The organism is Streptomyces regalis (assembly GCF_001509475.1).
GTDB classification, from domain to species: Bacteria; Actinomycetota; Actinomycetes; order Streptomycetales; family Streptomycetaceae; genus Streptomyces; species Streptomyces regalis.
In genome coordinates this window covers 18,103-44,176 of sequence record NZ_LLZG01000395.1, presented here as the reverse complement: position 1 = coordinate 44,176, position 26,074 = coordinate 18,103, and the positions used below count along the sequence as shown (strand labels likewise).

Annotated in this window: 25 protein-coding genes and 1 pseudogene; 10 read left to right on the top strand and 16 right to left on the bottom strand. The window is 70.9% G+C overall.

The window, feature by feature from the left end; genetic code table 11:
* The first annotated feature begins 177 nt into the window (after positions 1–177).
* The gene (locus ADL12_RS41985; protein WP_062713345.1) at positions 178–942 is read left to right on the top strand and encodes a bestrophin-like domain; all 765 of its coding nucleotides are present in this window, start codon (positions 178–180) and stop codon (positions 940–942) included.
* 246 nt (positions 943–1,188) lie between these two features.
* Positions 1,189–1,695 carry a hypothetical protein gene (locus ADL12_RS41980; protein WP_062713344.1) on the top strand — a complete coding sequence of 169 codons (507 nt, stop codon included), beginning with the start codon at positions 1,189–1,191 and terminating at the stop codon, positions 1,693–1,695.
* Between the two features lie 105 nt (positions 1,696–1,800).
* Here the strand turns inward: ADL12_RS41980 and ADL12_RS41975 are convergent, their stop codons facing one another.
* Complete coding sequence (locus tag ADL12_RS41975) at positions 1,801–2,295, bottom strand: hypothetical protein (RefSeq protein ID WP_062713343.1); 495 nt, start codon at positions 2,293–2,295, stop codon at positions 1,801–1,803.
* A 330-nt stretch (positions 2,296–2,625) separates the two neighbouring features.
* Here ADL12_RS41975 and ADL12_RS41970 point away from each other — a divergent pair, with 330 nt between their 5' ends.
* Complete coding sequence (locus ADL12_RS41970) at positions 2,626–3,297, top strand: class F sortase (protein WP_062713342.1); 672 nt, start codon at positions 2,626–2,628, stop codon at positions 3,295–3,297.
* 29 nt (positions 3,298–3,326) lie between these two features.
* On the opposite strand, the gene ADL12_RS41965 is transcribed toward ADL12_RS41970, so the two are convergent.
* Both ADL12_RS41965 and ADL12_RS51915 read right to left on the bottom strand, forming a co-directional pair.
* The gene (locus ADL12_RS41965; protein WP_062713341.1) at positions 3,327–4,172 is read right to left on the bottom strand and encodes a polysaccharide deacetylase family protein; all 846 of its coding nucleotides are present in this window, start codon (positions 4,170–4,172) and stop codon (positions 3,327–3,329) included.
* Positions 4,173–4,287: 115 nt separating this feature from the next.
* Positions 4,288–5,506: pseudogene (locus ADL12_RS51915) on the bottom strand (amino acid--tRNA ligase-related protein); the annotation flags it as partial.
* A 269-nt stretch (positions 5,507–5,775) separates the two neighbouring features.
* On the opposite strand from ADL12_RS51915, the gene ADL12_RS41950 reads away from it, so the two are divergent.
* Positions 5,776–6,237: a universal stress protein gene (locus tag ADL12_RS41950; RefSeq protein WP_062713336.1), complete on the top strand. Its 462-nt coding sequence runs from the start codon at positions 5,776–5,778 to the stop codon at positions 6,235–6,237.
* A 189-nt stretch (positions 6,238–6,426) separates the two neighbouring features.
* Here ADL12_RS41950 and ADL12_RS41945 read toward each other — a convergent pair whose 3' ends face one another.
* Positions 6,427–7,242: an alpha/beta fold hydrolase gene (locus ADL12_RS41945; protein ID WP_062713334.1), complete on the bottom strand. Its 816-nt coding sequence runs from the start codon at positions 7,240–7,242 to the stop codon at positions 6,427–6,429.
* A 57-nt stretch (positions 7,243–7,299) separates the two neighbouring features.
* Here ADL12_RS41945 and ADL12_RS41940 point away from each other — a divergent pair, with 57 nt between their 5' ends.
* Positions 7,300–7,773 carry a MarR family winged helix-turn-helix transcriptional regulator gene (locus ADL12_RS41940; protein WP_062713332.1) on the top strand — a complete coding sequence of 158 codons (474 nt, stop codon included), beginning with the start codon at positions 7,300–7,302 and terminating at the stop codon, positions 7,771–7,773.
* Position 7,774: 1 nt separating this feature from the next.
* On the opposite strand, the gene ADL12_RS41935 is transcribed toward ADL12_RS41940, so the two are convergent.
* Positions 7,775–8,923 (bottom strand): CapA family protein, encoded by a 1,149-nt coding sequence (locus ADL12_RS41935; RefSeq protein ID WP_062713330.1) that lies wholly within the window; start codon positions 8,921–8,923, stop codon positions 7,775–7,777.
* Positions 8,924–9,134: 211 nt separating this feature from the next.
* On the opposite strand from ADL12_RS41935, the gene ADL12_RS41930 reads away from it, so the two are divergent.
* The 3 genes from ADL12_RS41930 (at position 9,135) to ADL12_RS41920 (ending at position 11,148) form a co-directional block, all read left to right on the top strand.
* On the top strand, positions 9,135–9,683 hold the full coding sequence (locus tag ADL12_RS41930; protein WP_062713328.1) for a sigma-70 family RNA polymerase sigma factor: 549 nt from the start codon (positions 9,135–9,137) through the stop codon (positions 9,681–9,683).
* A gap of 144 nt (positions 9,684–9,827) precedes the next feature.
* On the top strand, positions 9,828–10,343 hold the full coding sequence (locus ADL12_RS41925) for a hypothetical protein (protein ID WP_062713326.1): 516 nt from the start codon (positions 9,828–9,830) through the stop codon (positions 10,341–10,343).
* 151 nt (positions 10,344–10,494) lie between these two features.
* Positions 10,495–11,148, top strand: a complete 654-nt coding sequence (locus tag ADL12_RS41920; protein ID WP_062713325.1) for a zf-HC2 domain-containing protein — start codon at positions 10,495–10,497, stop codon at positions 11,146–11,148.
* 27 nt (positions 11,149–11,175) lie between these two features.
* Here ADL12_RS41920 and ADL12_RS41915 read toward each other — a convergent pair whose 3' ends face one another.
* The 3 genes from ADL12_RS41915 to ADL12_RS41905 form a co-directional block, all read right to left on the bottom strand.
* Positions 11,176–12,039, bottom strand: a complete 864-nt coding sequence (locus tag ADL12_RS41915; protein WP_062713324.1) for an Fpg/Nei family DNA glycosylase — start codon at positions 12,037–12,039, stop codon at positions 11,176–11,178.
* Between the two features lie 71 nt (positions 12,040–12,110).
* Positions 12,111–14,186 (bottom strand): SpoIIE family protein phosphatase, encoded by a 2,076-nt coding sequence (locus ADL12_RS41910; RefSeq protein ID WP_062713322.1) that lies wholly within the window; start codon positions 14,184–14,186, stop codon positions 12,111–12,113.
* A gap of 89 nt (positions 14,187–14,275) precedes the next feature.
* The gene (locus tag ADL12_RS41905; RefSeq protein WP_244188253.1) at positions 14,276–15,523 is read right to left on the bottom strand and encodes a DUF6777 domain-containing protein; all 1,248 of its coding nucleotides are present in this window, start codon (positions 15,521–15,523) and stop codon (positions 14,276–14,278) included.
* A 108-nt stretch (positions 15,524–15,631) separates the two neighbouring features.
* Here ADL12_RS41905 and ADL12_RS41900 point away from each other — a divergent pair, with 108 nt between their 5' ends.
* Positions 15,632–17,053: a lipase maturation factor family protein gene (locus ADL12_RS41900; protein ID WP_062713320.1), complete on the top strand. Its 1,422-nt coding sequence runs from the start codon at positions 15,632–15,634 to the stop codon at positions 17,051–17,053.
* Positions 17,054–17,113: 60 nt separating this feature from the next.
* On the opposite strand, the gene ADL12_RS41895 is transcribed toward ADL12_RS41900, so the two are convergent.
* The 8 genes from ADL12_RS41895 to ADL12_RS41860 are packed head-to-tail and all read right to left on the bottom strand — an operon-like array spanning position 17,114 to position 25,153.
* The gene (locus tag ADL12_RS41895; RefSeq protein ID WP_062713318.1) at positions 17,114–17,947 is read right to left on the bottom strand and encodes an amidohydrolase family protein; all 834 of its coding nucleotides are present in this window, start codon (positions 17,945–17,947) and stop codon (positions 17,114–17,116) included.
* Positions 17,944–18,258 carry an L-rhamnose mutarotase gene (locus ADL12_RS41890; protein WP_062713316.1) on the bottom strand — a complete coding sequence of 105 codons (315 nt, stop codon included), beginning with the start codon at positions 18,256–18,258 and terminating at the stop codon, positions 17,944–17,946. The genes ADL12_RS41895 and ADL12_RS41890 overlap by 4 nt, the downstream gene beginning before the upstream one ends.
* Positions 18,255–19,223, bottom strand: coding sequence for an aldo/keto reductase (locus ADL12_RS41885; protein ID WP_062713314.1), 969 nt, complete (start codon positions 19,221–19,223; stop codon positions 18,255–18,257). The genes ADL12_RS41890 and ADL12_RS41885 overlap by 4 nt, the downstream gene beginning before the upstream one ends.
* The gene (locus ADL12_RS41880; RefSeq protein WP_062713313.1) at positions 19,220–19,975 is read right to left on the bottom strand and encodes an SDR family NAD(P)-dependent oxidoreductase; all 756 of its coding nucleotides are present in this window, start codon (positions 19,973–19,975) and stop codon (positions 19,220–19,222) included. Before ADL12_RS41880 ends, ADL12_RS41885 begins: the two co-directional genes overlap by 4 nt.
* On the bottom strand, positions 19,972–21,315 hold the full coding sequence (locus ADL12_RS41875; protein ID WP_062713311.1) for an L-fuconate dehydratase: 1,344 nt from the start codon (positions 21,313–21,315) through the stop codon (positions 19,972–19,974). Before ADL12_RS41875 ends, ADL12_RS41880 begins: the two co-directional genes overlap by 4 nt.
* Before the next feature lie 34 nt (positions 21,316–21,349).
* A complete protein-coding gene (locus tag ADL12_RS41870; RefSeq protein WP_062713309.1) occupies positions 21,350–22,378 on the bottom strand; it encodes an ABC transporter permease in 1,029 nt (342 codons plus the stop codon).
* 1 nt (position 22,379) lies between these two features.
* The gene (locus ADL12_RS41865; RefSeq protein WP_062713307.1) at positions 22,380–24,077 is read right to left on the bottom strand and encodes a sugar ABC transporter ATP-binding protein; all 1,698 of its coding nucleotides are present in this window, start codon (positions 24,075–24,077) and stop codon (positions 22,380–22,382) included.
* Positions 24,074–25,153: a sugar ABC transporter substrate-binding protein gene (locus tag ADL12_RS41860; protein ID WP_062713305.1), complete on the bottom strand. Its 1,080-nt coding sequence runs from the start codon at positions 25,151–25,153 to the stop codon at positions 24,074–24,076. The genes ADL12_RS41865 and ADL12_RS41860 overlap by 4 nt, the downstream gene beginning before the upstream one ends.
* Before the next feature lie 164 nt (positions 25,154–25,317).
* On the opposite strand from ADL12_RS41860, the gene ADL12_RS41855 reads away from it, so the two are divergent.
* Entirely contained in the window at positions 25,318–26,019 is a 702-nt protein-coding gene (locus tag ADL12_RS41855) for a FadR/GntR family transcriptional regulator (protein WP_062713303.1), read from the top strand.
* The last annotated feature ends 55 nt before the right edge of the window (positions 26,020–26,074 follow it).

The following is a 26,074-nucleotide window of genomic DNA, read 5'->3' as shown; positions in this document are numbered from 1 at the left end:
GCCGAACCCACCCCGAGTCCGTCCATGGCCCCGGTGCACTACCCGCCCCACCGCGCCACGCCGCACCGGCGGCCGGCGCACGACGCCCCGTCGCCCCTCACCTTCGTCCTGCTCATCGCGGCGCCCGCGATCGTCGCCGTCGCCGCGCTGCGTGCGCGCTGACCCTGGAGGCTTCTGTTGCCGGAATGGCTTGTTCTCACCCTCGCGATGCTGGCCGCCTGCTCCGTGGTGGTCCTCATCACGCTCGTACGGCACCGCACGGCCCCCGAGGACGAGGATCCCTCCGAGACCCCGGACGTCATCGAGTACATGACGATGTGGATCGGTGTGGTGTACGCCATCGTCCTGGGCCTGGCCATCGCCGGCGTGTGGGAGGGCCGCAGCGCCGCCGAGGACCACGTCCAGGCCGAGGCCGTGGCGCTGCACGAGATCTCGGAACGCGTCCGGGTCTATCCGGCCGACGTCCGCGACCGTATTCGGGACGATGTCAACGCCTATGTCGGACACGTCGTCACCACCGAGTGGAAGAGGATGAGCGAGGACGGTCAGGTCACCGCACGCGGCACCGAGCTTCTGCAGCGCCTCCGCGAGGACGTCACCGACTACGAGCCGAGGACGGACTTCGAGGCGCAGGCCTACCAGCCGCTCGTCGATCAGGTGACCGCCGCCGACGAGGCGCGCAACGCCCGCGCGAGCTCGACCGGGGAGACCATGCCGGGCGTGGTGTGGTTCGGGCTGATCGCCGGCGGCATCGTCACCATCGGGATGGTGTTCGCCCTGCAGATCCGGCGCACGCCCCGCGAGCTGGTCGTCGCCGGGCTGTTCTCGGCGCTGATCGCCTTCCTGCTCTTCCTCATCTGGGACTTCGACGCTCCGTACAGTCGTGGTGTCACGGCGTCGGCGGAGCCGTTCCTCGACCTCTTCCCGCACATCAAGGGCTGACAGACCGACGGCCCGCCGGGGGACGCGGCGAGAGGCGGCACCGGCACTCGTTGTGCGGCAGCCATGCCGCTGCCGTCCCCCGGTCGCGGGAACGCCGTCCCCTGAGCGGCCCACACCCTTGACCCATTCGTACGACACCGATCGCGCGGGTGTGCGCGTCTTCCTAGCGTTCCGATCATCGAGGTGCATTTCCGGCGCAAGCGGAACAAGTCCGCGGCTGCTCCTCGGGGACCCGGAGGAAACACCATGCGCGCGATACGCATCGCTTCGGCCGCGCTGCTGGGCGTGAGCGCCCTCGCCATGACCGGCCCCGCCGCCCATGCGCAGGGCGACGCCTCAGGTTTCTGGGTCAACGTACTGCCCAGCACCGTCGAGCCCGGTGGCCAGGTCAAGCTGCGCGCAACCGGCTGCGACCAGAGCGTGGCCGTCGCGTCGGGGGTCTTCGACACGGTCACCATCCCCAAAGGACGGACGACGACCAGGGCCACGGTGGACTGGGACGCCAGACCGGGTGGCGTGTACGAGGTGTCGTTCTACTGCGGCACCTTCTGGCAGAGCGTCGATCTCACCATCGCCGGCGGCCGGCCCGCGCCGGTGCGCCCTCACCCGCAGCGAGGCGTGCACGCCGGTGAGGGCGGCAGCTTGGCCGGGCTGGACCTGAAGGAGATCGGCCTGGGCGCCGCGCTCATCGCGGCCTCGCTCGGGACGGCCTACCACCTCTCCCGCGGCCGCACCGGTGAGGACGACGCCTGACACCGTCAGTCACCCGCCCGCACAGACCTTCGCCCCGGTCCCCCTTGGAGGGGGCCGGGGCGAAGGTCTGTGATGAACGTGCGGCATGTCTCCACGGGCAGCAGCTCAGACCCGCTTCTCGGACCGTCGGCGCATCCAGAACACCCCGCCACCGACGACGGCCAAGGCGATGAGCCCACCTCCGATGGCCATGTCGGTCGGCGTCGCGCCCGTGGAGCTGCTGCCGCCGAGACCGCCGCGGACGCCGCCGATGACGGTGAAGGCGTTCGGATTGGTCAGGGGGCGGCCGGCGCCTGTGCAGGTGACCGTGATGCTGTGCGCACCCGGCCTCGCGTTTCTGTCGATGGTCGCGGTGCCCTTGGCCGTGCTGCCGCCGACCGGGGTCAACTGCGTGGGCCGGAAGGCATCCGAGGTCGCGGTGCCGCCTTGCGGGCAGCCGTCGACGGTGATGGTCAGCTGCCCGCCGCGTGCGATGACACTGGGCAGAGCGACGATGTTGCTCGGGCCGATCATGCCGTCCCGAGCGGCGGCCGCCGGGGCGGCGAGTCCGAGAGCGGCGACCGCGGTGGCAGCGGCCGCCAGGGCACGAGTAGTACGCATGGTTCCTCCGCGGAAGGCGCCCCGGGAACCGTCCCCGGTCGATCGGCGAGAAAGCACCTCCCAGAAAGACCCTCAGATGCCGTGCCCCGGGCCGCATTTCGGCGATGGTCCGTCCTGGTGAGAGGATGCGCCGCCCCATAGGCCCACAATCGGATATTGCCGCAGGTCACGGACCGTCAGAATTTTCCTGCCGGAGGCAACTCGGATGGCGCACCGAAGGGAGTCGGGCCACCCGTTCGTATCCGCCCCGTCGCCGGTTGCGCGCGCGGGACTTAGCGTTCTCGTATGCGCGAATGACGTGGCGACGGCCGCGTCGAGAGGGGAAGTCGAATGTCTGCGTCCGAACTGGCCGAACTGGCCGAAGAGGAGGAGCGCAGGAAGAAGCGCGCTCCTTGGGGCGTGATAGCGCTTGTTCTGCTCACCGGCCTCGCACTCATTCGCAATGGTTCGGGGGAGTTCGACGTGGGTCCGCCGCAGCCCGCGACGGCGGCCGCGGCGGACCGTCAGGTGCCCGGCGGCATCTTCGCCAGGGCCGTGCAGCCGCTGCCGTATGCCCTGCCGGACCGGGTCAGGATCCCCGGGATCCAGGTGGACGCGCCGGTGATCCCGGTCGGTCTGGATGTGGACGGCTGGGTCGGCGCGCCGCCGCCGGAGGACCCGAATCTGGCGGGTTGGTTCACCGGCTCCGTCTCCCCCGGTGAGAAGGGCACGGCGGTGGTCGTCGGACATGTCGACAACAATCAGGGACCCGCCGTGTTCTACGCTCTCGGGGGCCTGCAGAAAGGAAATCGCGTCGAAGTCGTCCGGCAGGACGGAAAGACGGCCGTTTTCGAGGTCTACGGCATCGAGGTGTTCCAGAAGAACGATTTCCCCGGCGACCGGGTCTACGCTTCCAAGGGGAGTGCCGAATTGCGGGTCATCACCTGTGGCGGCGGTTTCTCCAAGCAGACCGGCTATGACGGGAATGTCGTCGCTTTCGCCAGCCTGGTCGAGGTCCGCTGAGATTTCCCCGGCCGGGCGGTCGGGAGCCGTCAGCGGTATTTCCGTTCCGGGACGGTGACGAAATAGCCGGAGTCCAGCAGCCGCGGCAGATAGGCGCGCAGGGCGCGGACACTCTGGGAGCGGTCGCCCCCGGCGTCGTGCGAGAGCACCACGACGCCGGGGGCGGCGCCGTTCGCCACCCGGTGGATGATCGTGCCGGTGCCGGGGGTGGTCCAGTCGAGGGTGTCGATGGTCCAGGCCAGCGGTTCCATGCCCAGCTCGGCGCCGAGTTGGAAGGTCGCGCGGTTCCAGGCACCGTAGGGCGCGCGGAACCAGGCGGGGCGTTCGCCGTACGTCTCCTCGACGACATCGCAGGTGCGCTCCATCTCGGCGCGGATCCGGCCGCGGCTGAGGCGGGTGAGCAGCGGGTGGGACCAGGTGTGGTTGCCGACGACGTGGCCCTCGTCGGCCATCCGCGCCACGAGCTCCTTGTTGTCGGCGACCATCTCGCCGCACACGAAGAACATCGCGCGGACGTCGTACTCGCGCAGGGTGTCCAGGATGTGCGGCGTGTAGCGGGGGTCGGGTCCGTCGTCGAAGGTCAGCACGATGGTGCGGCCCCGTCCCGAGACGCGCAGGAACGGCCGGCGCCGTACGAGGACCCGGCGGGGCGCCGCGCGGGGCGGGCCGTAACCCGTCAGGGGCTCCAGGCGGTAGGCGGAGGGCTTGAGCGCGCGGTGTGTCTGCGGGCCCGCGGCGGGGGCGGGCCGGATCGGCTTCTCGCCCGTGACCGTCGCGAACAGTCCGGCGGTGCCGGCGGCTCCGACGGCGGCGGCACCGGCGAGCAGCGCGCGGCGTCGCGTGAGCAGACCTGTGAGCGACTGATCCTTCGTCATGAATCATCAGTCGCCCGGTGAGCGACCGACGCACCACGCCGGCACCGGGACGGCGGCAGGAAAACGCCCGACCGGACCACCCCGGTGGCGGCGGCCGCGGTCCTGTGACGGGGTTTCAGCGGCGTCGCACCAGCGGGAAGGGCCGGGTGTCACGGATCGTCAGGCCGGTGAGGAACATGACCAGTCGGTCGACGCCGATACCGAGGCCGCCGGTGGGCGGCATGGCGTACTCGAGGGCGTCGAGGAAGTCCTCATCGAGTTCCCTCGCCTCGGGGTCCCCGTCGGCGGCGAGCAGGGACTGGGCGGTGAGGCGGCCGCGCTGTTCGACGGGGTCGGTGAGCTCGGAGTAGGCGGTGCCGAGTTCGGTGCCGAAGGCGACGAGGTCCCAGCGCTCGGCGAGCCTCGGGTCCCCCCGGTGCCGGCGGGTGAGCGGGGAGACGTCGGTGGGGAAGTCCTTGTAGAAGGTAGGAAGCCGGGTCTGCTCCTCGACGAGCCGCTCGTACATCTCCAGGACGACGTCGCCATGGCCGTCGTCGGCCGTGTACGGCACGCCCGTGCGGTCGCAGTACCGGTGCAGCCTGAGCAGCTCCGTGTCGGCGTCGATCTCCTCCCCCAGCACCTCGGAGATCGCGCCCAGGGCGGGCGTTGGCGCCGCCGTGGATCTGTTGCAGCATCGGCGTCTCGACCTCGAGGAAGCCGCGCTCCAACAGGCCCTGGCGCAGGGCCTGGACGGCGGTGGAGCGGGCGCGGACCACGTCGCGGGCGGCGGGGCTGGAGACCAGGTCGAGGTAGCGCATGCGGACCTTCGCCTCGGGGTCGGCGAGGCCGCGGCGTTTGTCGGGCAGGGGTCGCAGGCACTTGCCCAGCAGCTGCCAGGAGGTGACGAAGACGGTCGGCTCGCCCTTGTCGCTGACGCCGGCCAGTCCGGTGGCGGTGATGAGGTCGCCGATGTCGGTGTCGGCGGTGAAGCGGTCGAGGGCGGCGCCGGTGTCCTTGCGGGTGAGGGCGAGTTGGTGGTCGCCGGACCAGTCGCGCAGCACGGCGAAGACGAGGCCGCCGAAGTCGCGCACGAGCATGATCCGGCCGGCGACGGTGACCTGCTCGCCCGCTCCGACGTCGGCGAGGACGTGGGTGCGGGCCGGGACGCCCACCGGGTAGGGGTCGATGCCGTCGGCGCGCAGCCGGTCGAGGGTGTGGTGCCGGATGCGGACCTGCTCGGGCAGGCCCGCATCCGGCCCGGCCGCCCCGGCCTCGTCCCCTCCGTCGAGGCCGAGTGCCGCCAGCGAGGGCAGTCCTTCGGTGGTCGCGGGACGCGGTCCGTTCCGCGAGTGCCCCTATTCTTGGGCGGAGCGCGGTGCGCAGCGGTGGGACGAGGACCAGCAGGACGCACAGCAGTCCCAGGGCGCCGAAGAAGGTCGCGAAACCCTCCGGCGCCCTGCTGAGGAGGCCGTTCCCGGGCGCCCGTATCGGGCCCGTGGTGTCCTTGTCGGGGACGGCCTCCACGGTGGCACTCATGTTCCGACTGTAGGAAGCCCTCGGCGTCCTCGCCCGTCGAGCGCCCCGCCCGGCGGCCGGACCTGCGGCTTCCGATAGCCTCCGTGCCGTGACGGAACAGCACTCGCACCAGTTCGAGCGGGGCACGGACGGGCCCAAGGTCATCGTGGTCGGGGTGGACGGCTCCGACTCCTCGCTGCGCGCGGCGGCCTACGCCGGTGGCCTCGCCCGACGGCAGCACGCGCTGCTCGCCGTCGTGTACGTGCAGCCGGTGATGTCGGCGGGCGCGGCTCTCGGGGCGCCGGTCGCGGAGGCCACCGACGAGATCGCCGAGGATCTGATCGCCCAGATCCGGGACGCGACCGAGCGGGTCAAGGGGATATTCGACGTCCGCTGGGAGTTCCACACCTTCCGCGGCGACCCCTACAACGGCCTGGTGACGGCGGCCGACGACCTGAAGGCCGACGCCGTGGTGGTGGGCGCCTCGGAGCAGGCCGGGCACCGGATCGTGGGTTCCGTCGCGGTGCGGTTGGTGAAGGCGGGGCGGTGGCCGGTGACGGTGGTGCCGTAGTGGCGTAGACCTCGCGGGGGCGGCGCAAGCTCGTCCGCTGTCCGGGAGCGGACGAAGGCCGGTGGGACGAGCGCTTCGTGCGCTCTCTGCACGGTGATCCGGCGCGGCGTGGGACCGTGTGGCTGCGGCTCGCGCCGGACTCGTTGGTGGCGAACGATCTCAGTTGCTCCGCCCCCGGGTGACGGTGCGTCAGAGAGTGTGCAGGAACTCGGCCAGGATCCGGTTGAAGACCTCCGGCTTCTCCAGGTTCGGGTAGTGGCCGACGCCGCTGACGACCTCGGCTCGGCCGTCGCGGACGGTGGCGGCGAGCCGTTCGGCCGCGGCGAGCATGTCGGCGGGTTCCAGGCCGCCGTTGAGGGTGAGCAGGGGGACGGCGATCTCCGACGCCCGGGCGAAGGTGTCGGTCACAGGCACGAGCCAGTCCTTCTCGCCGGGCGTGTGCTTGGCGAGTGTGCCGCAGGCCAGCTCCCGCACCAGGCGCAGGATGTCCTGGTCGACGTCGTCGATGGTCCGGTACGGGCCGGGTACGACCTGCACGAAGAAGCCGAGCCAGCCTTCTAGGTCCCCTTCGGCCAGCGTGCGCGCCATCCCGGCCTGGATCTCGCGGGTCCAGGGGTCCGTGTACTGGAACTCTCCGGTCGCGGCACCGCAGGTGACCACCGCGCGGACGAGTTCCGGGTACTCCAGCACGGTGTTGGTGGCGATCAGCCCGCCCATCGACAGGCCGACGAGAACCGCGGGCCCCGCGTCGAGGTGGCGCAGCAGGCCGGCCAGGTCGTCGGCCCAGCGGAACGGCCGGGTCGCGTTGGCGGAGGAGCCGTGGCCCCGTACGTCCGGGGCGATCACGCGGTGTTCGGCGGCGAGGGCCGGGATCTGGTTGTGCCACACCCGGTGGTCGACGTACCCGGAGTGCAGGAGGACCACCAGGTCCCCGGATCCGGTGTCGAGGTAGCCGAGGTCGCCGTCGGTGGAGGCGAAGGTGCTCAGTTCCGAAGCAACTGTCATGACAACCAAGGTGTCATCCTTCGGCGATTTTGGCAACCAAGGTGTCATGATGGCCGGGTGAATGACACCGATGCACCGCTGCCACCCGACGATCTCGGCCACCGGATCAGCGAGGTGTTCGACCTGATCGGCGCGCTCTACCGGCGCGGCCTGCGCAAGCTCGAGCAGGGCGAGGAGATCGAGGGGGTGTCCGTCGGCGTGCGCTCCGTGCTGACACTGCTGCACAGGTACGGACCCATGACGGTGCCCCAGATGGGCCGGGTCATGACGCTGACCCGGCAGTTCGTACAGCGGATGGTCAACGACGCGGTGGCCAGGGGCTGGGTCGAGGCCACCCCCAATCCCGCGCACCAGCGGTCCTCGCTGATCCGGATCACGGAGGAGGGCGAGGCCGTCATCACCGCGATCCTCGCGCGCGAGCACGCCCTGAACCGGCAGGTCGGCGGCGATCTGACCGAAGCCGAGCTGCGGGCGTGCATGCGCGTACTGAAGGAGATGCTGAAGACCTTCGACCACGTGGACGTGGACTGACCTACTCCCCCATGGTGAGCCCATCCTTGGCCGCACCCCGGCTCAGCACGATGTCCCGGATCCGGTCCCGTACACCGCGCAGTTCGGCGCCCTGGGCGAGCGCCCGGTTGAGGTTGATCACCCGGCCGGCGTCGATGTCGAACAGCTGCGGGATGAACTCGGCCTTCGACACCTCCCAGCGGCCGCCGGGCTCGTCGGGCTCGGTGAAGGTGAAGCGGCCGAGGGTGGACTGGTTGCCGCGCGGGTCCTGGACGCCCTGATCGTTGTACATCGCGCCGGCCACCTGGTCGCCCATGCCGTAGACCACCCAGGTCCCGTTGACCTTCTCGTACGCCTGCGGGACATGGGCGTGGGTGCCGAGGATCAGGTCGATGGCGGGGCGGTCGTCGGCGCGGGCGGCCGTGAGGTCGCGGGCGAGGGTCAACTGCACGTCGTCGGGGGCGTCCTGCCATTCGGTGCCCCAGTGCAGCGACACGACGACCACGTCGGCGCCCCCTTTCCGGGCGGCGCGGGCGTCGGCCAGGATCTTGTTCTCGTCGATGAGGTTGACCGCCCAGGGCTGCCCGGGCGGCAGTGGGAAGCCGTTGACGCCGTACGTGTACGCGAGGTGCGCGACCTTGGCCGGGCCCGCGCGCAGCACCCTCACGGAGCGCGCCTCGCCCTCGGTGCGCGCCGTCCCCGTGTGCCGTACGCGCGCCTTGTCGAGGGCGTTCAGGGTGCGCAGGATGCCGGCGGCGCCGTCGTCGAGGCTGTGGTCGGAGGCGGTGGAGCAGCCGTCGTAGCCGGTGGCGGCGACACCCTTGGCCACCTCCGGCGGGGACTTGAAGGTCGGGTAGCCGGTGTACTGGCCGTCCTCGCCGTAGACCGTCTCCATATGGCACAGCGCCAGATCGGCGCGGGAGACGACGGGTTCGACACCGGAGAACATCGGGCGGAAGTCGTAGCCGGAGCCACGCGCGTCGAAGCGCGCGCGGTCGATGACCGACGTGTGCGGGAGGATGTCGCCGGACGCGACGAGCGTGAAGCCGCGGGGGCCCTTGGCGGAGGCACCTGGTTGCCCCGACGCCTTGTGTTCGTTGGCCTGGCAGGCGGCGCCCGCGGCGAGAGCGGCCGTCAGAGCGAGGGCCACGAGTCGACTGCGTGCAATCATCAGCTCACCCCGTGTGGTCGTATTACCCACCAATACGTATGAAACGGGGCGCTCCCGCAAACAATCCGGCGGCTTCCATTAGCCCGTCCGGCGCGCCCCGGCTGGGCGGAACGGACCGTTCGTCGTACCGTTCGCCGACGCGATCGACCGTCCGCCGCAGATCCGTGCGTGTGCTCTGTCCCACAACGGCCGCCTGCGATGCCATACGGCCATGACGGCCGGAACCACCCTCACCAAAGGGACGACGACCGCCGAGCACGAGCTCGCCGCACTGCAGCGGGAGCACGGCCGGCCCCTCTTCGCGCTCCTGCTCCGGCTCTGCGACGGCGACCGGCAGCGCGCTGAGGACCTCGTGCAGGAAACGCTGGTGCGCGCCTGGCAGCATCCCGAGGCCCTGCGCGCCGACGACTTCGACTCCGTACGGCCCTGGCTGCTGACCGTCGGGCGGCGGCTCGCGATCGACGCGCGGCGGGCCCGGCAGGCGCGGCCGCCGGAGGTCGGGGACGCGATCCTGGAGAACGCGCGGGTGATCTCCGACCACGCCGAGCGGGCGGCGGAGATGCTCGATGTACGCGAGGCTGTGAAGACACTCACTCCGGAGCACCGTGAAGTTCTGGTGCTCGTGTACTTCCAAGGGGCGAGTGTTGCGGAGGCCGCGGAAACCTTGGGTATTCCGCCCGGTACGGTGAAGTCCCGCGCGTACTATGCGCTGCGCGCCCTGCGCAGGGTGCTTCCGGGATACGCGGCCGACCTGCGGTGAAACCGACGGCTTAGTCAAACCTCCGTAAAGCGCCTTGCTGCGGACCCCGGTTGAGTAATCGGCTGTCCTCATCCGTGTTCCGGATGGGGCCCGGGCGATCGGGCGATCGGGCGACGCGCACGCACCGGAGGAAGGCAGGAAGGGATGCTGCACAGAGGTCAAGAGAGCACGGACGGCACCGGCGGCGGCGAACTGACCGTCCCCATGGCGTGGTTGTACGCCGAGTACATCGCCGACGAGCTGCTGCGGACCGGCGATCTCATGCCGCCGACGTCCTTCGAGTTCCGCGCCGGGCGCGATGCGCTGGCGCTGACCATCTTCCTGTCCGACACCGACGGCGAGCTCTCCGGCATCCGGGTCGTCACCCAGCTGGAGACGTGGATGTCACTGACGGCGTACGACCAGCCGTGGCAGGACTGGGTGCGCGAGCGCATGGCGGGCCTCGCGGCCGAGGCGGTCGAGTCCGGCGGGCCCGCACCCGACCTGGAGCTGGCCGAGGCGGCCTGGCGCTGGCTGCAGGAGACCGAGCTGCTCGCGCCCGATCTGAACGCGGTGCCGGGCGGCGGTGCGCTGGTCGGGGAGGACGAGGGGCCGAAGGTGTGGACCCCGGCGTGGCAGTTGGGGCTGCCGCTCGGGCACCTCGCCATCCACCTTTTTTAAGTTCTTTTCTCCCCCGACCAATCCTCGGCCCCGGCCGCTCCGAATCCTTTGGTTGCGATTCTGTGGGCGGCTTGAGTGATTCGACTGCCTGGTGCGTACCAGTGGGCGCAAGGAGTAACACACCCCACACCCAACGGCACGAGGATTCGGCATGAGGTCCCTGGAGAGGCATCGCGACGTCGCCGCGTACGCGCTCGGCGTGCTGAACGAGGCGGAGGCGTTCCGCTTCGAGGACCACCTCATGGAGTGCCCCCGCTGCGCGGCACACGTGACCGAGTTCGGGCCCATCACCCGCCAGTTGATGCTGTACCGGCGGTCCACGCCCCCTTTCGTGCACCCCATGGCCAAGCCGGGCCCGCAGCTGCTGAACCGGCTGCTCGAAGCGGTGGCGGCCCGCCACCGCGCCCGGCGCCGCCGCACGCTGTACGCCGTGGCCGCCTCGGTGGTGATCGCCCTGGCCGGGCCCGGGATCGCGATGATGGCGAGCGGCGACGCCGGGGCCGTACGGGTCGTCGAGGCGACCGACGCGCGGTCGGGGGTGTGGGCGCAGGTCACGACCGAGAACGAGGCCTACGGCACTCAGGTGGAACTGAAGGTGAAGGACGGCGCGGGTCCGCGCGCCTGTCACCTCGTCGCCATCGGCCGGGACGGCTCGGAGGAGACGGTGACCAGCTGGTCCGCCGCCCATCACGACGCCCGTGAGAACACCATGACGGGCGCCTCGGCGATGCACACCGACGAGATCGTGCGCTACGAGGTGCGTACGGCGGGCGGGGAACACCTGGTGACGCTCAAGCCCCGGTGAGCCGTCGACGCACTGTCCTCCTCCGGCCTACTTCAGCAGCCTCGACAACCTCCGGTCGGCCAGCGGTTTCCCGCCCGTCTGGCAGGTCGGGCAGTACTGGAGCGAGGAGTCGCTGAAGGAGACCTCGCGGATGGTGTCGCCGCACACCGGGCACGCTTCGCCGGTGCGGCCGTGGACGCGCAGGCCGCTCTTCTTCTCCGCCTTCAGGCGCCCGGCCGCGAGGCCTCGGGAACGGTCGACCGCTTCGGTGAGGGTGGTGCGCAGGGCGTCGTAGAGCGTGGCCGTCTCCTGCGGGGTCAGTGAGGAGGCCAGCTTGAAGGGGGACATCTTCGCCGCGTGCAGGATCTCGTCGCTGTAGGCGTTGCCGACCCCCGCGATGAGGCTCTGGTCGCGCAGGGCGCCCTTGATCTGGCGGCGTTCGTCCTTCAGCAGGGCGGCCAGAGCCGTCTCGTCGAAGTCGTCGGCGAGCGGGTCCGGGCCCAGCCGGGCCACGCCCGCGACCTGCTGCGAGTCCTGGACGACGTACACCGCGAGGCGCTTTTGGGTGCCCGCCTCCGTCAGGTCGAAGCCGGCGCCGGTCTCCAGGGCCACGCGCAGGGCGAGCGGGCCCTTGCCGGGGCGGGGCATGCCGCTCGGGAGCTCGTCCTTCCAGTGCAGCCAGCCCGCGCGGGCCAGGTGGGTCACCAGGTGCGGGCCGTCCGCCGTGACGAGGTCGAGGAACTTGCCGTATCTGTGCACGGCGGTGACCTCGTGGCCCTCGACGGCCGTGACCGGCGGGTCGTACGTCTTGAGGACGCTGATCGCGACCGGCAGCACGCGCACGATCTCGTGGCCGACCAGGTTCTCGGTCAGGAAGTCCTTGAGCGCTTCGACCTCGGGCAGTTCCGGCATACGTCCAGAGTGCCACCCGGGACCGACAGCGCCAGGCGGGTCCGGTCACGCGCCTCGCCGGCGCAGGGTGCTCATGGCCGCTCCGGCGCCACGAACTCGCACCACACCGCCTTGCCGCCGCCCCGGGCCTCCACGCCCCACACGTCCGTGAGCAGGTCGACGAGGAGCAGGCCGCGCCCGGAGACGCCCGACTCCCCCGCCTCGCGGCGGCGTGGCAGGGCGCTGGAGGAGTCCTCGACCTCGACGCGCAGCCGGCGTTCGGAGCCGCTGAGGACCCGCAGGGTCACGATGGCGGAGCCCTCGGTGTGCATCAGGGCGTTGGTGATCAGCTCGTCGGCGACCAGCTCGATCTCGTCGGCCCGGTCGGCGGCGTTCCAGGCGCCCACGGCGGCCCGGATCATGTGCCGGGCTCCGGTGAGGGCCTCGGGGTCGCCGGGGGCGACATGCTGCTGGAGGCGGCCGCCGGACTGCGGGGCGTCCAGGACGCTACGGCGCAGCAGGAGCAGGGCCACGTCGTCCTCGCCGCCGCGTTCCTCGGCCACGTCGATGAGCCGGTCCGCCAGGTCCCGTACGTCGTCCGGGCCGGTGGCTATCAGCGCGGTGAGGGTCTGCATGCCGTCGTCCAGGTCGGCGCCGGGCTGTTCGACCAGGCCGTCGGTGCACAGCAGGAGGGTGTGGCCGGAATCCAGCTCGATGGTGCCGACCGGGTATTCGAGCCGCCCGAACTCCGCGGACAGGCCGAGCGGCAGCCCGCCCTCGACCGCGACGCGACGGCAGGCGCCGCCCGGCTCCCGGATCAGCGGGTCGATGTGGCCGGCCCGGACCACCTGCACCACTCCGGTGGACAGGTCGGCCTCCGCGTACAGGCAGGTCGCGAAGCGGTCGGTGTCCAGCTCGTGCAGGAACACGGAGGCGCGGGCCATCACCGTGGCCGGGGTGTGCCCCTCGGCGGCGTAGGCGCGCAGGACGATCCGCAGCTGGCCCATGACGGCGGCGGCGTGCGTGTCATGTCCCTGGACGTCGCCGATGACGGCGCCGACCCGGCCGCCCGGCAACGGGATCAGGTCGTACCAGTCGCCGCCGATGTCCCGGCCGAGGGAGGCCGAGCGGTAGCGGACGGCGACGTCGGCGCCGGACACGCTGGGGATGGTGCGCGGCAGCATGGCCTGCTGGAGTCCGGTGGCGAGGTCCTTCTCCTGGTCGTAGAACATGGCCCGCTGCAGGCTCTGCGCGATGCTGCTGCCGAGGGCGACGAGCACGTTGCGGTCCTCGGTGGAGAAGCCGTTGCGGTCGCTGTAGAGCAGGCCGATGGCGCCGATCGGCCGGGCCTGGGCGATCAGCGGCAGATAGGCGGCGGCCGTGATGCTCAGGTCGGTGATGTGCGGCCACAGGATCGGGTAGCGCTCGGCGAACTCCTCCGGCGACTCGATGAAGCGCGGGCTGAGGGTCCGCACGACCTCGCTCATCGGGTACTGCTCGTCGATCCGGGTGACCCGGGTCCCGGGCACGAAGCTGCCCGCGGGGCCCTCGGCGACCAGCCGGATGCGGCCGGCCTCGACCAGTCCCATGACCAGGCTGGTGGCGCCGAGGTTGCTCAGCCCGTGGGTGTCCTTGAGGACGTCGATGACGTCCTGGACCGTGCGGGCGTGCGCGAGGGCGGCCGTGGTGAGCTGGACGACGCTGGTCTGCTGTCGGCGGGCCTCGTCCTCGGCCGCCTGCTCGCGCCGCTGCTCGCTCTCGGCGAGTTCGTCGGTGGCGTCGCGGACGATGCCGATGATGCGGCGCGGGCGGCCCGTCTCGTCACGGCGGATGTAGCCCTGGGTGTGGGTCCAGCGCAGTGTTCCGTCGCGGCAGCGGATGCGGAAGTAGGCGCCGTAGTTCTCGCTGCCGTCCTTCATGGCCTGGGAGACCAGGCCGTCCAGCCGGTAGGCCTCCGGGGGCGGCACTCGGATCGCGAGGGTCGTGGGGTGTCCGTCGTATTCGTCGGGGCGCAGGTCGAAGACCTCGTAGGCCTGGGCGTCCATGTGGAACAGACCGGTATCCAGGTCCCAGTCGAAACTGCCCATGCGGTTGAGCGCCAGGATCGGATCCGGGTGGGCGGGCCAGTCGTCCGGGAGTGACAGGGCGCTCGCTCCCCGATCAACCATGGGGCCACCTTGCCAGGATTTGCCGGAATCTTCGACTGGGGCGACGGAACCGTCCGCGCTTGGCAGGCGGGACGTCGCCCCTGCGCCGGTCAGCCGTCGAAGACGTCGGTGGGGCTGCCGAAGATGATGCTGTCGGAGGTGGACGGCTCGTCGGGGACCAGCCCGCCGCTGTCGGGCACGTCGGGGGTGTCCGATCCTGTCCGGGAGTCGGAGGGGTTGGAGGGGTTGGAGGGGTTGGACTCATCGGGGGACTTCGAGGGCTCAGGGGACTTCGGCGACGCGGGCGTTCGGCCGGGGTCGGCCGTCGGGGGCGACGCCGTGACGGTGGCCGAGGGGCAGTCGGCGGGAGCGGTGGCCGCCCTGTCCGCCGCGGGCGCCCGCGTCTTCTTCGGCGGCTTGTCGGTGGCGCCGGGGGTGACGGTGACCGTCGGGGTCACGCAGTCGGTCGGCGACTCGTGCGAGGGGGACGCGCTGCCCTCGCCGGGCGAGGCGAGGGAGGCGCTGTCGTGCGGGCGTGGGACCGGGGTCAGGGTCGGGGTCACCGGCTTCGGCGGCCGTACCGCATGGTCGCGGTCGTGGCCGCGATGACCGATGGGCCGTTCGATCCAGGTGTTGTCGGCGATGTTGATGATCGTGATGTTGGTGATCACCTGTGTCGTCGGGGCCACCACGATCACCTGGTTCGGGCGGTACCCGGGCCAGGCCCGGCCGCTGGTGCCGGCTTTGCCCCGCGGGTCGACGGGCGGGGCGAGCGGGTTGCCGCAGGCGCAGCGGACACGCGGCACACCGCGGCTGTCGACGAGGACGGCGGTGCCCGCCTGCAGGACGGACTGGTACCCCGTCCCCATGCCGTCGCGGAACCCGTGGTTGGTGACCCGGGTGTCGGCGCGCAGCACGACCGAGGTCAGTCCGCGCAGATAGCCGGGGATCGACGCCTGGGAGATGCCCGCGGTCTGGGCGAAGACACGGCCTCTGGCCCGGTCGGCGGTGAGCTGATCGATCTGGCGCGGGACATCACAGCTGCCGGCGCCCCGGATACCGGCGTACAGACCTGGCGTCTCGCCGGACAGGGGCTGGAGCCCGGCCCGCCCCGAGTGTGCCGGCCTCGGCGTTCGGGTGACCGGCGACGGGGTGACGGTCGAGGTCGCCGTGGAGCCGGTGAAGGGATCCGGCCCCTGGTCCGCGACGGGCTGGAGGAAGACGTCCGAGCCTGCTTCGGTGTCCTTGTCGCTGCCGCCGCCGCATCCGGCGATGGCGAGCGCCACCGAGAGCGCGCAGGCCGTGACGATGGTTCGGGTGGGTGTCCGCACCATGCACTCCCGCCTGTTATCGGGCATTTAGCAACCATTGTCTGCTTCACTCGCTTGGGTTACGCAAGCGGAGAGGTGGTATACGCAGAGTCACCTGGGTCTCGGGCGCGACAATGAGGAGAGGAGCGCACGGCCATGGAGTGGTTCATCGCACCGGACTACTGGACGAGCCGGCTGGTCTTCCAGCGGGCTCTGGCCGGCGTGTACCTCGTCGCGTTCCTGACGGCGGCCCTGCAGTTCCGGGCGCTGATGGGAGAGCGCGGCATGCTGCCCGTGCCGCACTTCGTCGCGCGGGTGCCCTTCAAGGCCGCCCCGAGCGTCTTCCAACTGCACTACTCGGACCGGTTCTTCGCCGCCTGCGCCTGGTCGGGGTGCGCGGTGTCGGCGGCGCTGCTGGCCGGGCTGGACTCCGTGGTGCCGCTGTGGGGCGCCATGCTGTTGTGGCTGGTCCCGTGGGCGCTGTATCTGTCGATCGTGAACGTCGGCCAGACCTGGTACTCGTTCGGCTGGGAGTCCCTGTTGCTGGAGGTCGGCTTCCTCGCCGTGTTCCTGGGCAACGACGAGGTGGCGCCGCCGATCGTGGTGCTGTTCCTGCTGCGCTGGATCCTGTTCCGCGTCGAGTTCGGCGCGGGTCTGATCAAGATGCGCGGCGACGCCTGCTGGCGGAAGCTGACCTGCCTGGACCACCATCACGAGACCCAGCCGATGCCGGGCCCGCTGAGCTGGTTCTTCCACCATCTGCCGAAGCCGCTGCACCGGGTCGAGGTGGCCGCCAACCACGTCACCCAGCTCGTCGTGCCCGTCCTCCTCTTCACCCCGCAGCCGATCGCGACGGCCGCGGCCTCCCTGATGATCGTCACTCAGCTGTGGCTGGTCCTGTCGGGCAACTTCTCCTGGCTGAACTGGATCACCATCGTGCTGGCCCTGTCGGCGGTGCAGTGGCCGAGCGATCCGCCGTCCGTGCCGGACGCACCCCTGGGGTACGAGGTGGTGGTCCTGGCGATCTCCACGCTGCTCCTGTTCCTGAGCTACCACCCGGTCGCCAACATGATCTCCCGCCGCCAGGTCATGAACCGCTCCTTCGACCCGCTTCATCTGGTCAACACCTACGGTGCGTTCGGCAGCGTCAGCCGGATCCGGTACGAGGTGGTGATCGAGGGCACCGCCGACGACGTACCGCGCGAGGACTCGGACTGGCGGGAGTACGAGTTCAAGGGCAAGCCGGGCGATCCCCGGCACTGGCCGCGCCAGTTCGCGCCGTACCATCTGCGGCTGGACTGGCTGATGTGGTTCGCCGCGCTGTCGCCCGCCTATGCCGGGTCGTGGTTCGGCACCCTGATGGAACGGCTCCTGGAGAACGACCGCGACACGCTGAAGCTGCTGCGCCGCTCACCGTTCCCGCCGGACGCCCCGCCCCGCTATGTACGCGCCCGTCTCTTCCGCTACCGCTACACGACCTGGCGTGAGCTGCGGGAGACGGGCGCGTGCTGGGAGCGCACGTATGTGCGGGAGTATCTGCCGCCTATGCGGTTGGCGGGGGTGGCTCAGCGGAGCTGAGGCTCCTGAACGGTGGCGAGGACCGTGCTCGCCGGCCCGATGGTCGGCCCGGTCACGGTCTCAAAGGGCGTACACCCGGGTAGCCGTACCCGCGAAGACCTCCGCACGCTCGGCCGCGTCGAGACCGGCGGTCAACTCCCGGGCCACGGACACCACCTCGCCGTACGGCGCCGTCGGCGTGCACACGGGCCAGTCGGAGCCGAACATGAGTCGCTGCGGGCCGAAGGCGTCCAGGACCACGTCGGCGTACGGGCGCAGGTCTTCGACGCTCCAGGAGGCGAGGTCGGCCTCGGTGACCATGCCGGAGAGTTTGCAGACGGTGTTGGCGAGGGCGGCCAGGGAGCGGACGGCGGTTTCCCAGGGTTCGAGGGCGCCGGAGGCGATGGGCGGTTTGCCCAGGTGGTCCAGGACGAAGGTGAGGCCGGGGTGGTCCGCGGCGGCCTTGACGCAGGCCGGCAGCTGGTGGGGCAGCACGACCAGGTCGTAGACCAACCCGGCGTCGGCGACGGCGGCCAGTCCTCGCCGTACGTCCGCACGCAGCAGCCACTGCGGATCCGGCTCGCCCTGCACCTGGTGCCGGATGCCCTTCAGGTGCTCGCCGCCCGGGAGTTCGCGCAGGCCGGCCAGCTCGTCGGCGACATCGGGACGGATCAGGTCCGTCCAGCCGACGACCCCCGCGATCAGCTCGTGCTCGGCCGCGAGAGCCAGGAACTCCGGGGTCTCCTCGGGCACGGTGATCGTCTGGACGAGGACCGCGCGGTCGACTCCGGCCGCGCGGGCCTCGGGGGTGAGGTCCTTGATCGTGAAGTTCCGTCGCAGCGGGCTGTGTTCGTCGATCCAGTCCTGGTCCCGTACCGACAGGTCCCAGACGTGGAAGTGGGCGTCGACGATCACGGCAGCTCCCATACGACGGGCAGGCCGGCGTCCGCGCCCTCGCCGGAGTAGTCGTGCACCACGTCCAGCAGCTCGGCCATGCGGGCCTGCCAGGCCACATTGACCGGCAGTTTCTCCAGCTCGGCGAGCAGGCGGCCGTAGTCCTCGCACTCCAGGACGTGGAGGAGGTCGGTGCCGCTGCGCCAGATCGTCCAGGAGGTGGCACCGGCGGCACGGATGGCGTCGGTGAGCTCGGCGGGGACCTCGCGGTGGGCGGCCTCGTACTCGGCGACGCGGTCCGCGCGGACCTTGGTGTGCAGGGCGACTCTCATGAGGGTTCCTCCGCGACCAGGAGACCGGCTTCCCGCAGTTCCTGCCAGAACGCGGCAGGCACGGCAGTCTCGAACTGATCGGCACAGTCGTGGACTTCGCTCTTTGAGCGCGCGCCCACCAGGACGCTCGCGACAGCCGGATGGGCGGCACAGAAGGCCAGGGCCGCGGCCCGCAGGCTGATGCCGTGCCGCTCGGCAATCGCCTTCATACGCAGGGCCTTGTCCAGCAACTTCCCCGGCGCCTCGGCGTAGTTGTAGGTCGCTCCGGGCTTCGGGTCCGCCAGCAGACCGGAGTTGAAGGCGCCGCCGATCACCACCGAGGGACCACGCTCCACGGCGGCAGGCAGCAGTTCGGTGAGCGCGCTCTGATCGAGCAGTGTGTAGCGGCCGGCACACAGCACCACGTCCAAGTCCGTGTCCCGGACGAACCGCGTGAGCATCTCGGTCTGGTTCATGCCCGCGCCGATCGCACCGATCACGCCTTCGCCGCGCAGCTTCTCCAGCGCCGGGTAGCCCTCCCTGAACGCCTGGTCGGCGTGGTCGTCGGGGTCGTGGAGATAGACGACGTCGAAGCGGTCGAGGCCGAGGCGTTCGAGGCTGGCCTCCAAGGAGCGTCGTACGCCGTCGGCGCTGAAGTCCCAGACGCGACGATGCGTGGCCGGTACGGCGAAGCCGTTCGCGAGGTCGTCACCGTGGCCGTCGGCGGGTTCCAGGAGACGGCCCACCTTCGTGGAGACCGTGTACGCCGAGCGCGAGCGGTCCCGCAGGGCCGCGCCCAGGCGGCGTTCCGACAGGCCGAGGCCGTAGTGCGGGGCGGTGTCGAAGTAGCGGATGCCGCACTGCCAGGCGGCGTCCACCGCCTCGTACGCCTGCTCCTCGCCGACCTCGGTGTAGAGGTTGCCGATACCGGCGGCGCCGAAGGAGAGTTCGCTGACCTCGACGCCGCTGCGGCCGAGCCGTCTCACTGGCTCACCGGCCGCAGGCGCAGGCCCTGCATGCCGCCGTCGACGGCGAGCGCGGTGCCGGTCGTGGCACCGGAGAGCGGGCTCACCAGATAGGCGATGGCGCCCGCGACCTCGGCGGGCGAGACGAGGCGGCCAGTGGGCTGGCGGGCCTCCAGGGCGGCACGCTCGGCGGCCGGGTCGGAGGCGGCGTCGAGCAGGCGGCCCACCCAGGGGGTGTCGGCCGTGCCGGGGTTCACGCAGTTGACGCGGATGCCCTCGCGGACGTGGTCGGCGGCCATGGCGAGGGTGAGGGAGTACACGGCGCCCTTGGTCGCGCTGTACAGCGCCCGTTGCGGGAGCCCGGCGGTGGCCGCGATGGAGCAGGTGTTGACGATCGCCGCGTGGGCGGAGGCGCGCAGGTGCGGGAGGGCGGCGCGGGCCACCCGGACCATGCCGACGACGTTGACGTCCATGACCCGGTGCCACTCGGCGTCGTCGTTGTCCTCGACGGTGCCCTGGGCGCCGATACCGGCGTTGTTGACCACCACGTCCAGTCCGCCGAGGTCGGCCACGGCGGCCGCCACGGCCTCACGCACCGAGGCGTCGTCGCTCACGTCGGCGCGGAAGGCGAGCAGCGGCTTCTCGACGGACGACGGGTCCAGGTCGAGGACGGCGACCTGGGCGCCGCGCGCGGCGAGGAGTTCGGCCGTGGCCCGGCCGATGCCGGAGGCGCCTCCTGTCACCAGCGCCTTGAGACCCTCGAAGTCGCTCATGCCACGTGCCCCTTCTTCTGCGTCTGGAGGTCGGCAGCCCAGAAGGCGCCGTCCGGGAATGTGTATCGCGCGACCGACTCGGGTCGCATGGCGGCCGAGAAGCCGGGCGCGGTGGGTGCCGTGTAGTGACCTTCCCTGATCACCACCGGGTCGAGGAAGTGGTCGTGCAGATGGTCGACGTACTCGATGACGCGGTCCTCGGTGGTGCCGGTGACGGCCACGTAGTCGTACATCGACAGGTGCTGGACGAGTTCGCACAGTCCGACGCCGCCCGCGTGCGGGCAGACCGGCACGCCGAACTTGGCGGCGAGCAGCAGGATGGCGAGGTTCTCGTTGACACCGCCGACGCGGGCCGCGTCGATCTGGAGGACGTCGAGGGCACCGGCCTGGAGGAGCTGCTTGAAGACGACCCTGTTCTGCACGTGCTCGCCGGTGGCCACCTTCACCGGGGCGACGGCCTTGCGAATGGCGGCGTGGCCGAGGACGTCGTCGGGGCTGGTGGGCTCCTCGATCCAGTACGGGTCGAACTCGGCGAGGGCCTTGGTCCAGCGGATCGCCTCGTCGACGTCCCAGCGCTGGTTGGCGTCGATCGCCATGCGGATGTCCGGCCCGACGACCGCACGGGCGACGCGGCAGCGCCGTACGTCGCCCTCCAGGTCGGCGCCGACCTTCAGCTTGATCTGCCGGAAGCCGTCGGCGACGGCCTCGGCGGCGAGCCGGGTGAGCTTGTCGTCGTCGTAGCCGATCCAGCCCGCGGAGGTGGTGTAGGCGGGGTATCCGCGCTCCAGGAGCCGGGCTGCGCGCTCCGCCGAGCCCGCCCGCCCCTGGCGCAGGATCGTCAGCGCCTCCTCGGGTGTGAGCGCGTCGGTGAGGTACCGGAAGTCGATCTGCCGGACGATCCACTCGGGGTCGGCGTCGGCGAGGAGCTGCCAGAGGGGCTTGGCGGCCCGTTTGGCGGCGAGGTCCCACACGGCGTTCATGACCGCGCCGATCGCCATGTGCATCACGCCCTTCTCGGGGCCGAGCCAGCGCAGCTGGCTGTCGCCGATCAGGTCGCGGTTCAGGGTCCCCGGGTCGGCGCACAGCTCGTCGACGGACCGGCCGACGACATGCCCGCGCAGCGCCTCGATCGCGGCGACCTGGACCTCGTTGCCCCGCCCGATGGTGAAGGTGAACCCGTGCCCCTCGTGCCCGTCGGCGGCGTCGGTGCGCAGCACGAGGTACGCGGCCGAGTAGTCGGGGTCCGGGTTCATCGCGTCGGAGCCGTCGAGCTCGCGCGAGGTGGGGAAACGGATGTCGTAGGTGTCGACCGCGGTGATGCGGGCGGGGGTCGGGGACACGGAGGGCCCTTTCGGTAGGTGACAGGGGCGAGGCTCAGTCCTGGGCGCGGCCCGTCGTCACGCGGGCGATCATGAGGGCGACCAGGATGATTCCGCCGTAGATGGCCTGGATCCAGAACGACGGGACCTGGGCGAGGGTGAGCAGGTTCTGGACGACGCCGAGGAGGAGTACGCCGGTCAGGGCGCCGAACATGGTGCCCTTGCCGCCGTCCAGGCTGATGCCGCCGATCACCGCGGCCGCGAACACGGTGAAGATCATGTTGTTGCCCTGGTTGGCGCTGATCGCCCCGACGTAGCCGGTCTGGATGATCCCGCCGACGGCGGCCAGCGTCCCCGCGACGACGAACACGCCGAGCATCACGCGCTCGACCCGGATACCGGCCGCGCGGGCGGCGTCCGCGTTGCCGCCGATGGCGTACAGGGCGCGTCCGACGCGGTGGTACTTGAGCACGAACCCGGCGATCGCGAAGGCGGCCGCCGCGAGCCACACCGACATCGGGATGTTCAGGAAGGTGGTCGTGGCGAGGGAGTAGAAGCTGTCGGGCATCCCGAAGAGGGTCTTGCCCTTGGTCGCGCCGACCAGCAGACCGCGCAGGACGATCAGCATCGCGAGCGTCACGATGAACGCGTTGAGCTTGAACTTCACGACCAGGATGCCGTTGAAGGCACCCACCGCCGCGCCGACCGACAGGATCGCCAACAGGGCGAGGGCGGTGGGGAGTTCGGTGCCCCAGCCGGACTGGGCGGCGGGCAGCACGAGGAGCGCTCCGACGGCGGGCGCGATGCCGACCACCGACTCCAGGGACAGGTCGAACTTGCCGGTGATGAGGACGAGCGACTCGGCCAGCACGACCATCGCCAGCGCGGCGGAGGCGCCGAGGATGGAGATCAGGTTCCGCTCGGTGAGGAACGAGTCGTTGACCACCGCGCCGAGCACCATGAGCAGCAACAGGGCGGGTACGAGGGCGAGTTCACGGGCCCGGCGGAGCAGGACGGCCTTCGGGGCGAGGACGCCTTTCACAGCCGGCCCGGGAGCGGTGGGCGATTTGGCCGCGGTCTTCATCTCAGTCACCTCGGCCTCCGGCGGGTCGGCCGGGGGTCCGGGGGTTGTCCCCCGGGGAGATGCCGTAGCCATGGTCCACTCCTTCGATGGAGGCGATCAGCTCGTGGTCGCGCCAGCCCGCCGGGTGCTCGGCGACGACACGGCCGTGGAACAGGACGAGGACGCGGTCGCAGCGGCGCAGGTCGTCGAGTTCGTCGGAGACGACGAGCACGGCGGTACCGTCCTCGCGGGCGCTGTCCATGCGGGCGAGCAGGGACTCCTTGGATTTCACGTCGACGCCCGCGGTGGGGTTGATCAGCACGAGCAGGCGGGGGTCGGAGGCCAGGGCGCGGGCCATGACGACCTTCTGCGCGTTGCCGCCGGACAGGTCGGAGACGGGCTGGTCCGGGCCCTCGGTGTGGATGTCGAGGCGTTCGATGAGGGCACCCGCGAAGGCCCGCTTGCGGTCGGTGCCGACGAGGCCGAAGCGGCCGAGCCGGTCCAGGACGCTCATGGTGGCGTTGTCGCCGATGGTCATGCCGGCGACCAGGCCCTGGTCGTGCCGGTCGCGGGGCACACAGGCGACGCCCGCCTTGAGGGCGGCCCGCACATCGCCGAACGGCAGCCGTTCACCGCCCAGTCGAGCGGTTCCGCCCGTCGGCGTGTGCAGCCCCGCGAAGGACTCGGCCAGCTGCACCTTGCCACTGCCGCTGATCCCGGCGAGTCCGACGACCTCTCCGCGGCGGACGGTGAGGTCGATGTTCGTGTACGACGGTGAGGTGAGCCCCCGGGCTTCGAGGAGGACGGGGGCGTCATGGTCGACGTCCCTGGGGTCCACGGCCTGTTCGGCGATGGCCTCGACGGACTCCCCCGCCATGGCCTCCACCAGGGCCCGGCGCGGGAGTTCGGCGACCGGGGCGGTGGTGATCCAGCGTGCGTCGCGCAGGACCGTGACGGTCTGGCAGACCTCGTACACCTCCTGGAGGTGGTGCGAGATGAACAGGAAGGTGACGCCGGAGTCCTGCAGCGCCCGCATGCGCGTGAAGAGCCGCTCGATCTCGCGGTTGTCGAGCTGGGCGGTGGGCTCGTCGAGAATGATGAAGCGGGCGCCGAAGCTCAACGCCCGGGCGATCTCCACCATTTGACGGTCCTCGACCTTGAGGTCCGAGGTGCGGGCGTCGGGGTCGACGTGCACGTCCCATGTGGCGAGGAGTTCGGCCGCTTCGGTGCGCAGCTTGCGCCAGCTGATGAATCCGCGCTGGAGAGGCTGGCGGTTAATGCTGTGTTTATCCGGGGGACGCAGCATCCCATTGCGGCTCCGCCGCGGGCCGGACCCCCGGCCGACCTTGCGGTTCAGGCGCGTTGACTTGGCAGCGTGGATTTCGGCGATGAAGAGATTCTCTGCAACCGTCATTTCCGGAACGAGAGTGGGCTTCTGGTAGACGCAGGCCACCTTGCGGCGCCAGGCGTCGCGGTCGGCCGGCGCGGGCGCCGGTTCGCCGTCGAAGCGGACCTCGCCCTCGTCGGGGGCCTGGAGGCCGGTGAGGATGTTGACCAGGGTCGACTTGCCGGCGCCGTTGCGGCCGACGAGGGCGTGGGACTCGCCGGGCAGGACGGTGAGCCGGCCGTCGGCGAGGGCGGTGGTGGGGCCGTAGCGCTTGACGATGTCGCGCGCCTCGACGAGGGGCGTGACCGCGGTCTTCCGTACCTGCGTACTCATTTGACCGTGTTGCCCCAGAGCTTGGGGTCGTCGACGTTGTCCTTGGTGACCAGCGGGGCGGGCAACTGGTCCTCGAGGATGCCGCTGGGGAGCTTGACGATGGTCGAGTCGTGGTCGGTCGGACCCGGCTCGAACTTCTTCCCCTCCATCGCCGCCTTGATGTAGTACATGCCGTACTTGGCGTACAGGTCGGCGGGCTGGGAGACGGTCGCGTCGATCTCGCCCTTGCGGATGGCGTCGTACTCCTGCGGGATGCCGTCGTTGGAGACGATCGTGATGTGGCCCGTCTGCCCGGCCTTCTTCAGCATCCCCTTGGACTTCAGGGTCTGCAGGGTCGGCGCGAGGTAGACGCCGCCGGCTTGCAGGTAGATGCCCTTGATGTCGGGGTTGGCGTTGAGGAGGGTGTCCAGCTTGGAGGCCGCGGTGTCGGACTCCCACTTGGCCGGTATTTCCAGGACCTTCAGCTTGGGGAAGTTCTTCTTCACGCAGGCCCGGAACGCCTCGGAGCGGTCACGGCCGTTGACCGAGGCCAGGTCGCCCATGATCTGCACGACCTTGCCGGAAGGGATCTGCGCGCCGAGGTACTGGCAGGCCTTCTCGCCGTACGCCACGTTGTTCGCCCGCACCACCATCGCGACCTTGCCCTTGTCGGGGGCCACGTCGACGGCGACGACCGGCACGCCCTTGCGCTCGGCCTGGTCGAGGCCGGCCTCGATGGCGGCGCTGTCCAGCGGGGCGACGACCAGGCCCTTCACGCCCTGGTTGAGCTGGTTGTTGATGTCGGTGATCTGCTGGGAGGGGTCGCTGTTGGAGTTGACCGTCTTCAGCGCCTCGACGCCTTCGGAGTCGGCCATCTTCGGCACGTAGTCGTTGTACGACTGCCAGAACGGCGAGGTCAGCAGGGGCAGGATCACCCCGACCTTGCCGGTTCCGCCACCGCCCTCGGCACTGGCGGCGCCGGTGTCTTTGGTACTGCCGCATGCGGCGAGCACGAGCGAGGCGCCGGCGACCGCTGCCACCGCGCCGACGATCCGGGACCTGTTTCGCTTCCTCTTGCTCACTGTCCTGCCGGGCATCTGGCGGCTCCTCGTTGAGCTTGTTCGAGCAGATGCCCGCATACTTATCAGACCACTCCCCCGAAACAACACCCTCCAGAGGCAGTTTTCCCCGGATCTGACCGATAGTGGTCCGACCACCTCCAGGGCTACACTGCGGCGCACCGGGCGACAGGAGGAATGGCGTGGACGAGACAGCCCCGCAGAAGGGCACCGTGACGCAGCGCGCCATCGAGCAGATCAAGGGGATGATCGCGGAGGGTCGGCTGGAGCCCGGCCAGCGGCTGCCGACCGAGCGCGATCTGGCGGTCCAGCTCGGCATCTCCCGCAGCTCGATGCGCGAGGCGATCCGTGCGCTGACAGTGCTGGGCGTGCTGGAGGCCCGGCACGGGTCGGGGATCTACGTGACGCAGTTGGAGGCCGGTGACCTGCTGGAGACGTTCGGCGTGGTCGCCGACCTGTCCCGGGGCCCGCGTCTGGTGGAGCTCCTCGAGGTGCGCCGCATCCTGGAGTCGACGGCGACGGCCCTGGCGGCGGCGCGGATCACGCCGGACCAGCTCGCGGAGGTCGAAAAACACCTGACGGCGATGAACGCCACGGACGACCCCGAGGAGATCCTCGCCCACGACCTGGCGTTCCACCGCGAGATCGCGGCCGCCGCCTGCAACGACACCATGGCCGCGATCCTGGAGGGCCTGTCCTCCCGCACGTTCCGCGCCCGCGTCTGGCGCGGCTACCAGGAGGAGGGCGCCTTCGCCCGCACCCGCCGCGAGCACGCCGCGATCCATCGCGCGCTGGTCGCCCGCGATCCGGAGGCGGCACGGGCCGCGGCGGCCGCGCATGTGGGCGAAGTGGAGCAGTGGCTGCGGGCGCAGCTCGGCGGCTGACCGTCGACACCGAGGGCGGTTCCCCTCGCCTCCCGTGCGAGGGGAACGGCCCGTC

Coding starts and splice junctions, on each gene's coding strand:
- ADL12_RS41980 (WP_062713344.1), top strand. CDS start 1,189: ATGCGCGCGATACGCATCGCTTCGGCCGCGCTGCTGGGCGTGAGCGCC.
- ADL12_RS41975 (WP_062713343.1), bottom strand. CDS start 2,295: ATGCGTACTACTCGTGCCCTGGCGGCCGCTGCCACCGCGGTCGCCGCT.
- ADL12_RS41970 (WP_062713342.1), top strand. CDS start 2,626: ATGTCTGCGTCCGAACTGGCCGAACTGGCCGAAGAGGAGGAGCGCAGG.
- ADL12_RS41965 (WP_062713341.1), bottom strand. CDS start 4,172: ATGACGAAGGATCAGTCGCTCACAGGTCTGCTCACGCGACGCCGCGCG.
- ADL12_RS41945 (WP_062713334.1), bottom strand. CDS start 7,242: ATGACAGTTGCTTCGGAACTGAGCACCTTCGCCTCCACCGACGGCGAC.
- ADL12_RS41935 (WP_062713330.1), bottom strand. CDS start 8,923: ATGATTGCACGCAGTCGACTCGTGGCCCTCGCTCTGACGGCCGCTCTC.
- ADL12_RS41930 (WP_062713328.1), top strand. CDS start 9,135: ATGACGGCCGGAACCACCCTCACCAAAGGGACGACGACCGCCGAGCAC.
- ADL12_RS41925 (WP_062713326.1), top strand. CDS start 9,828: ATGCTGCACAGAGGTCAAGAGAGCACGGACGGCACCGGCGGCGGCGAA.
- ADL12_RS41920 (WP_062713325.1), top strand. CDS start 10,495: ATGAGGTCCCTGGAGAGGCATCGCGACGTCGCCGCGTACGCGCTCGGC.
- ADL12_RS41915 (WP_062713324.1), bottom strand. CDS start 12,039: ATGCCGGAACTGCCCGAGGTCGAAGCGCTCAAGGACTTCCTGACCGAG.
- ADL12_RS41910 (WP_062713322.1), bottom strand. CDS start 14,186: ATGGTTGATCGGGGAGCGAGCGCCCTGTCACTCCCGGACGACTGGCCC.
- ADL12_RS41905 (WP_244188253.1), bottom strand. CDS start 15,523: ATGCCCGATAACAGGCGGGAGTGCATGGTGCGGACACCCACCCGAACC.
- ADL12_RS41900 (WP_062713320.1), top strand. CDS start 15,632: ATGGAGTGGTTCATCGCACCGGACTACTGGACGAGCCGGCTGGTCTTC.
- ADL12_RS41890 (WP_062713316.1), bottom strand. CDS start 18,258: ATGAGAGTCGCCCTGCACACCAAGGTCCGCGCGGACCGCGTCGCCGAG.
- ADL12_RS41880 (WP_062713313.1), bottom strand. CDS start 19,975: ATGAGCGACTTCGAGGGTCTCAAGGCGCTGGTGACAGGAGGCGCCTCC.
- ADL12_RS41870 (WP_062713309.1), bottom strand. CDS start 22,378: ATGAAGACCGCGGCCAAATCGCCCACCGCTCCCGGGCCGGCTGTGAAA.
- ADL12_RS41865 (WP_062713307.1), bottom strand. CDS start 24,077: ATGAGTACGCAGGTACGGAAGACCGCGGTCACGCCCCTCGTCGAGGCG.
- ADL12_RS41860 (WP_062713305.1), bottom strand. CDS start 25,153: ATGCCCGGCAGGACAGTGAGCAAGAGGAAGCGAAACAGGTCCCGGATC.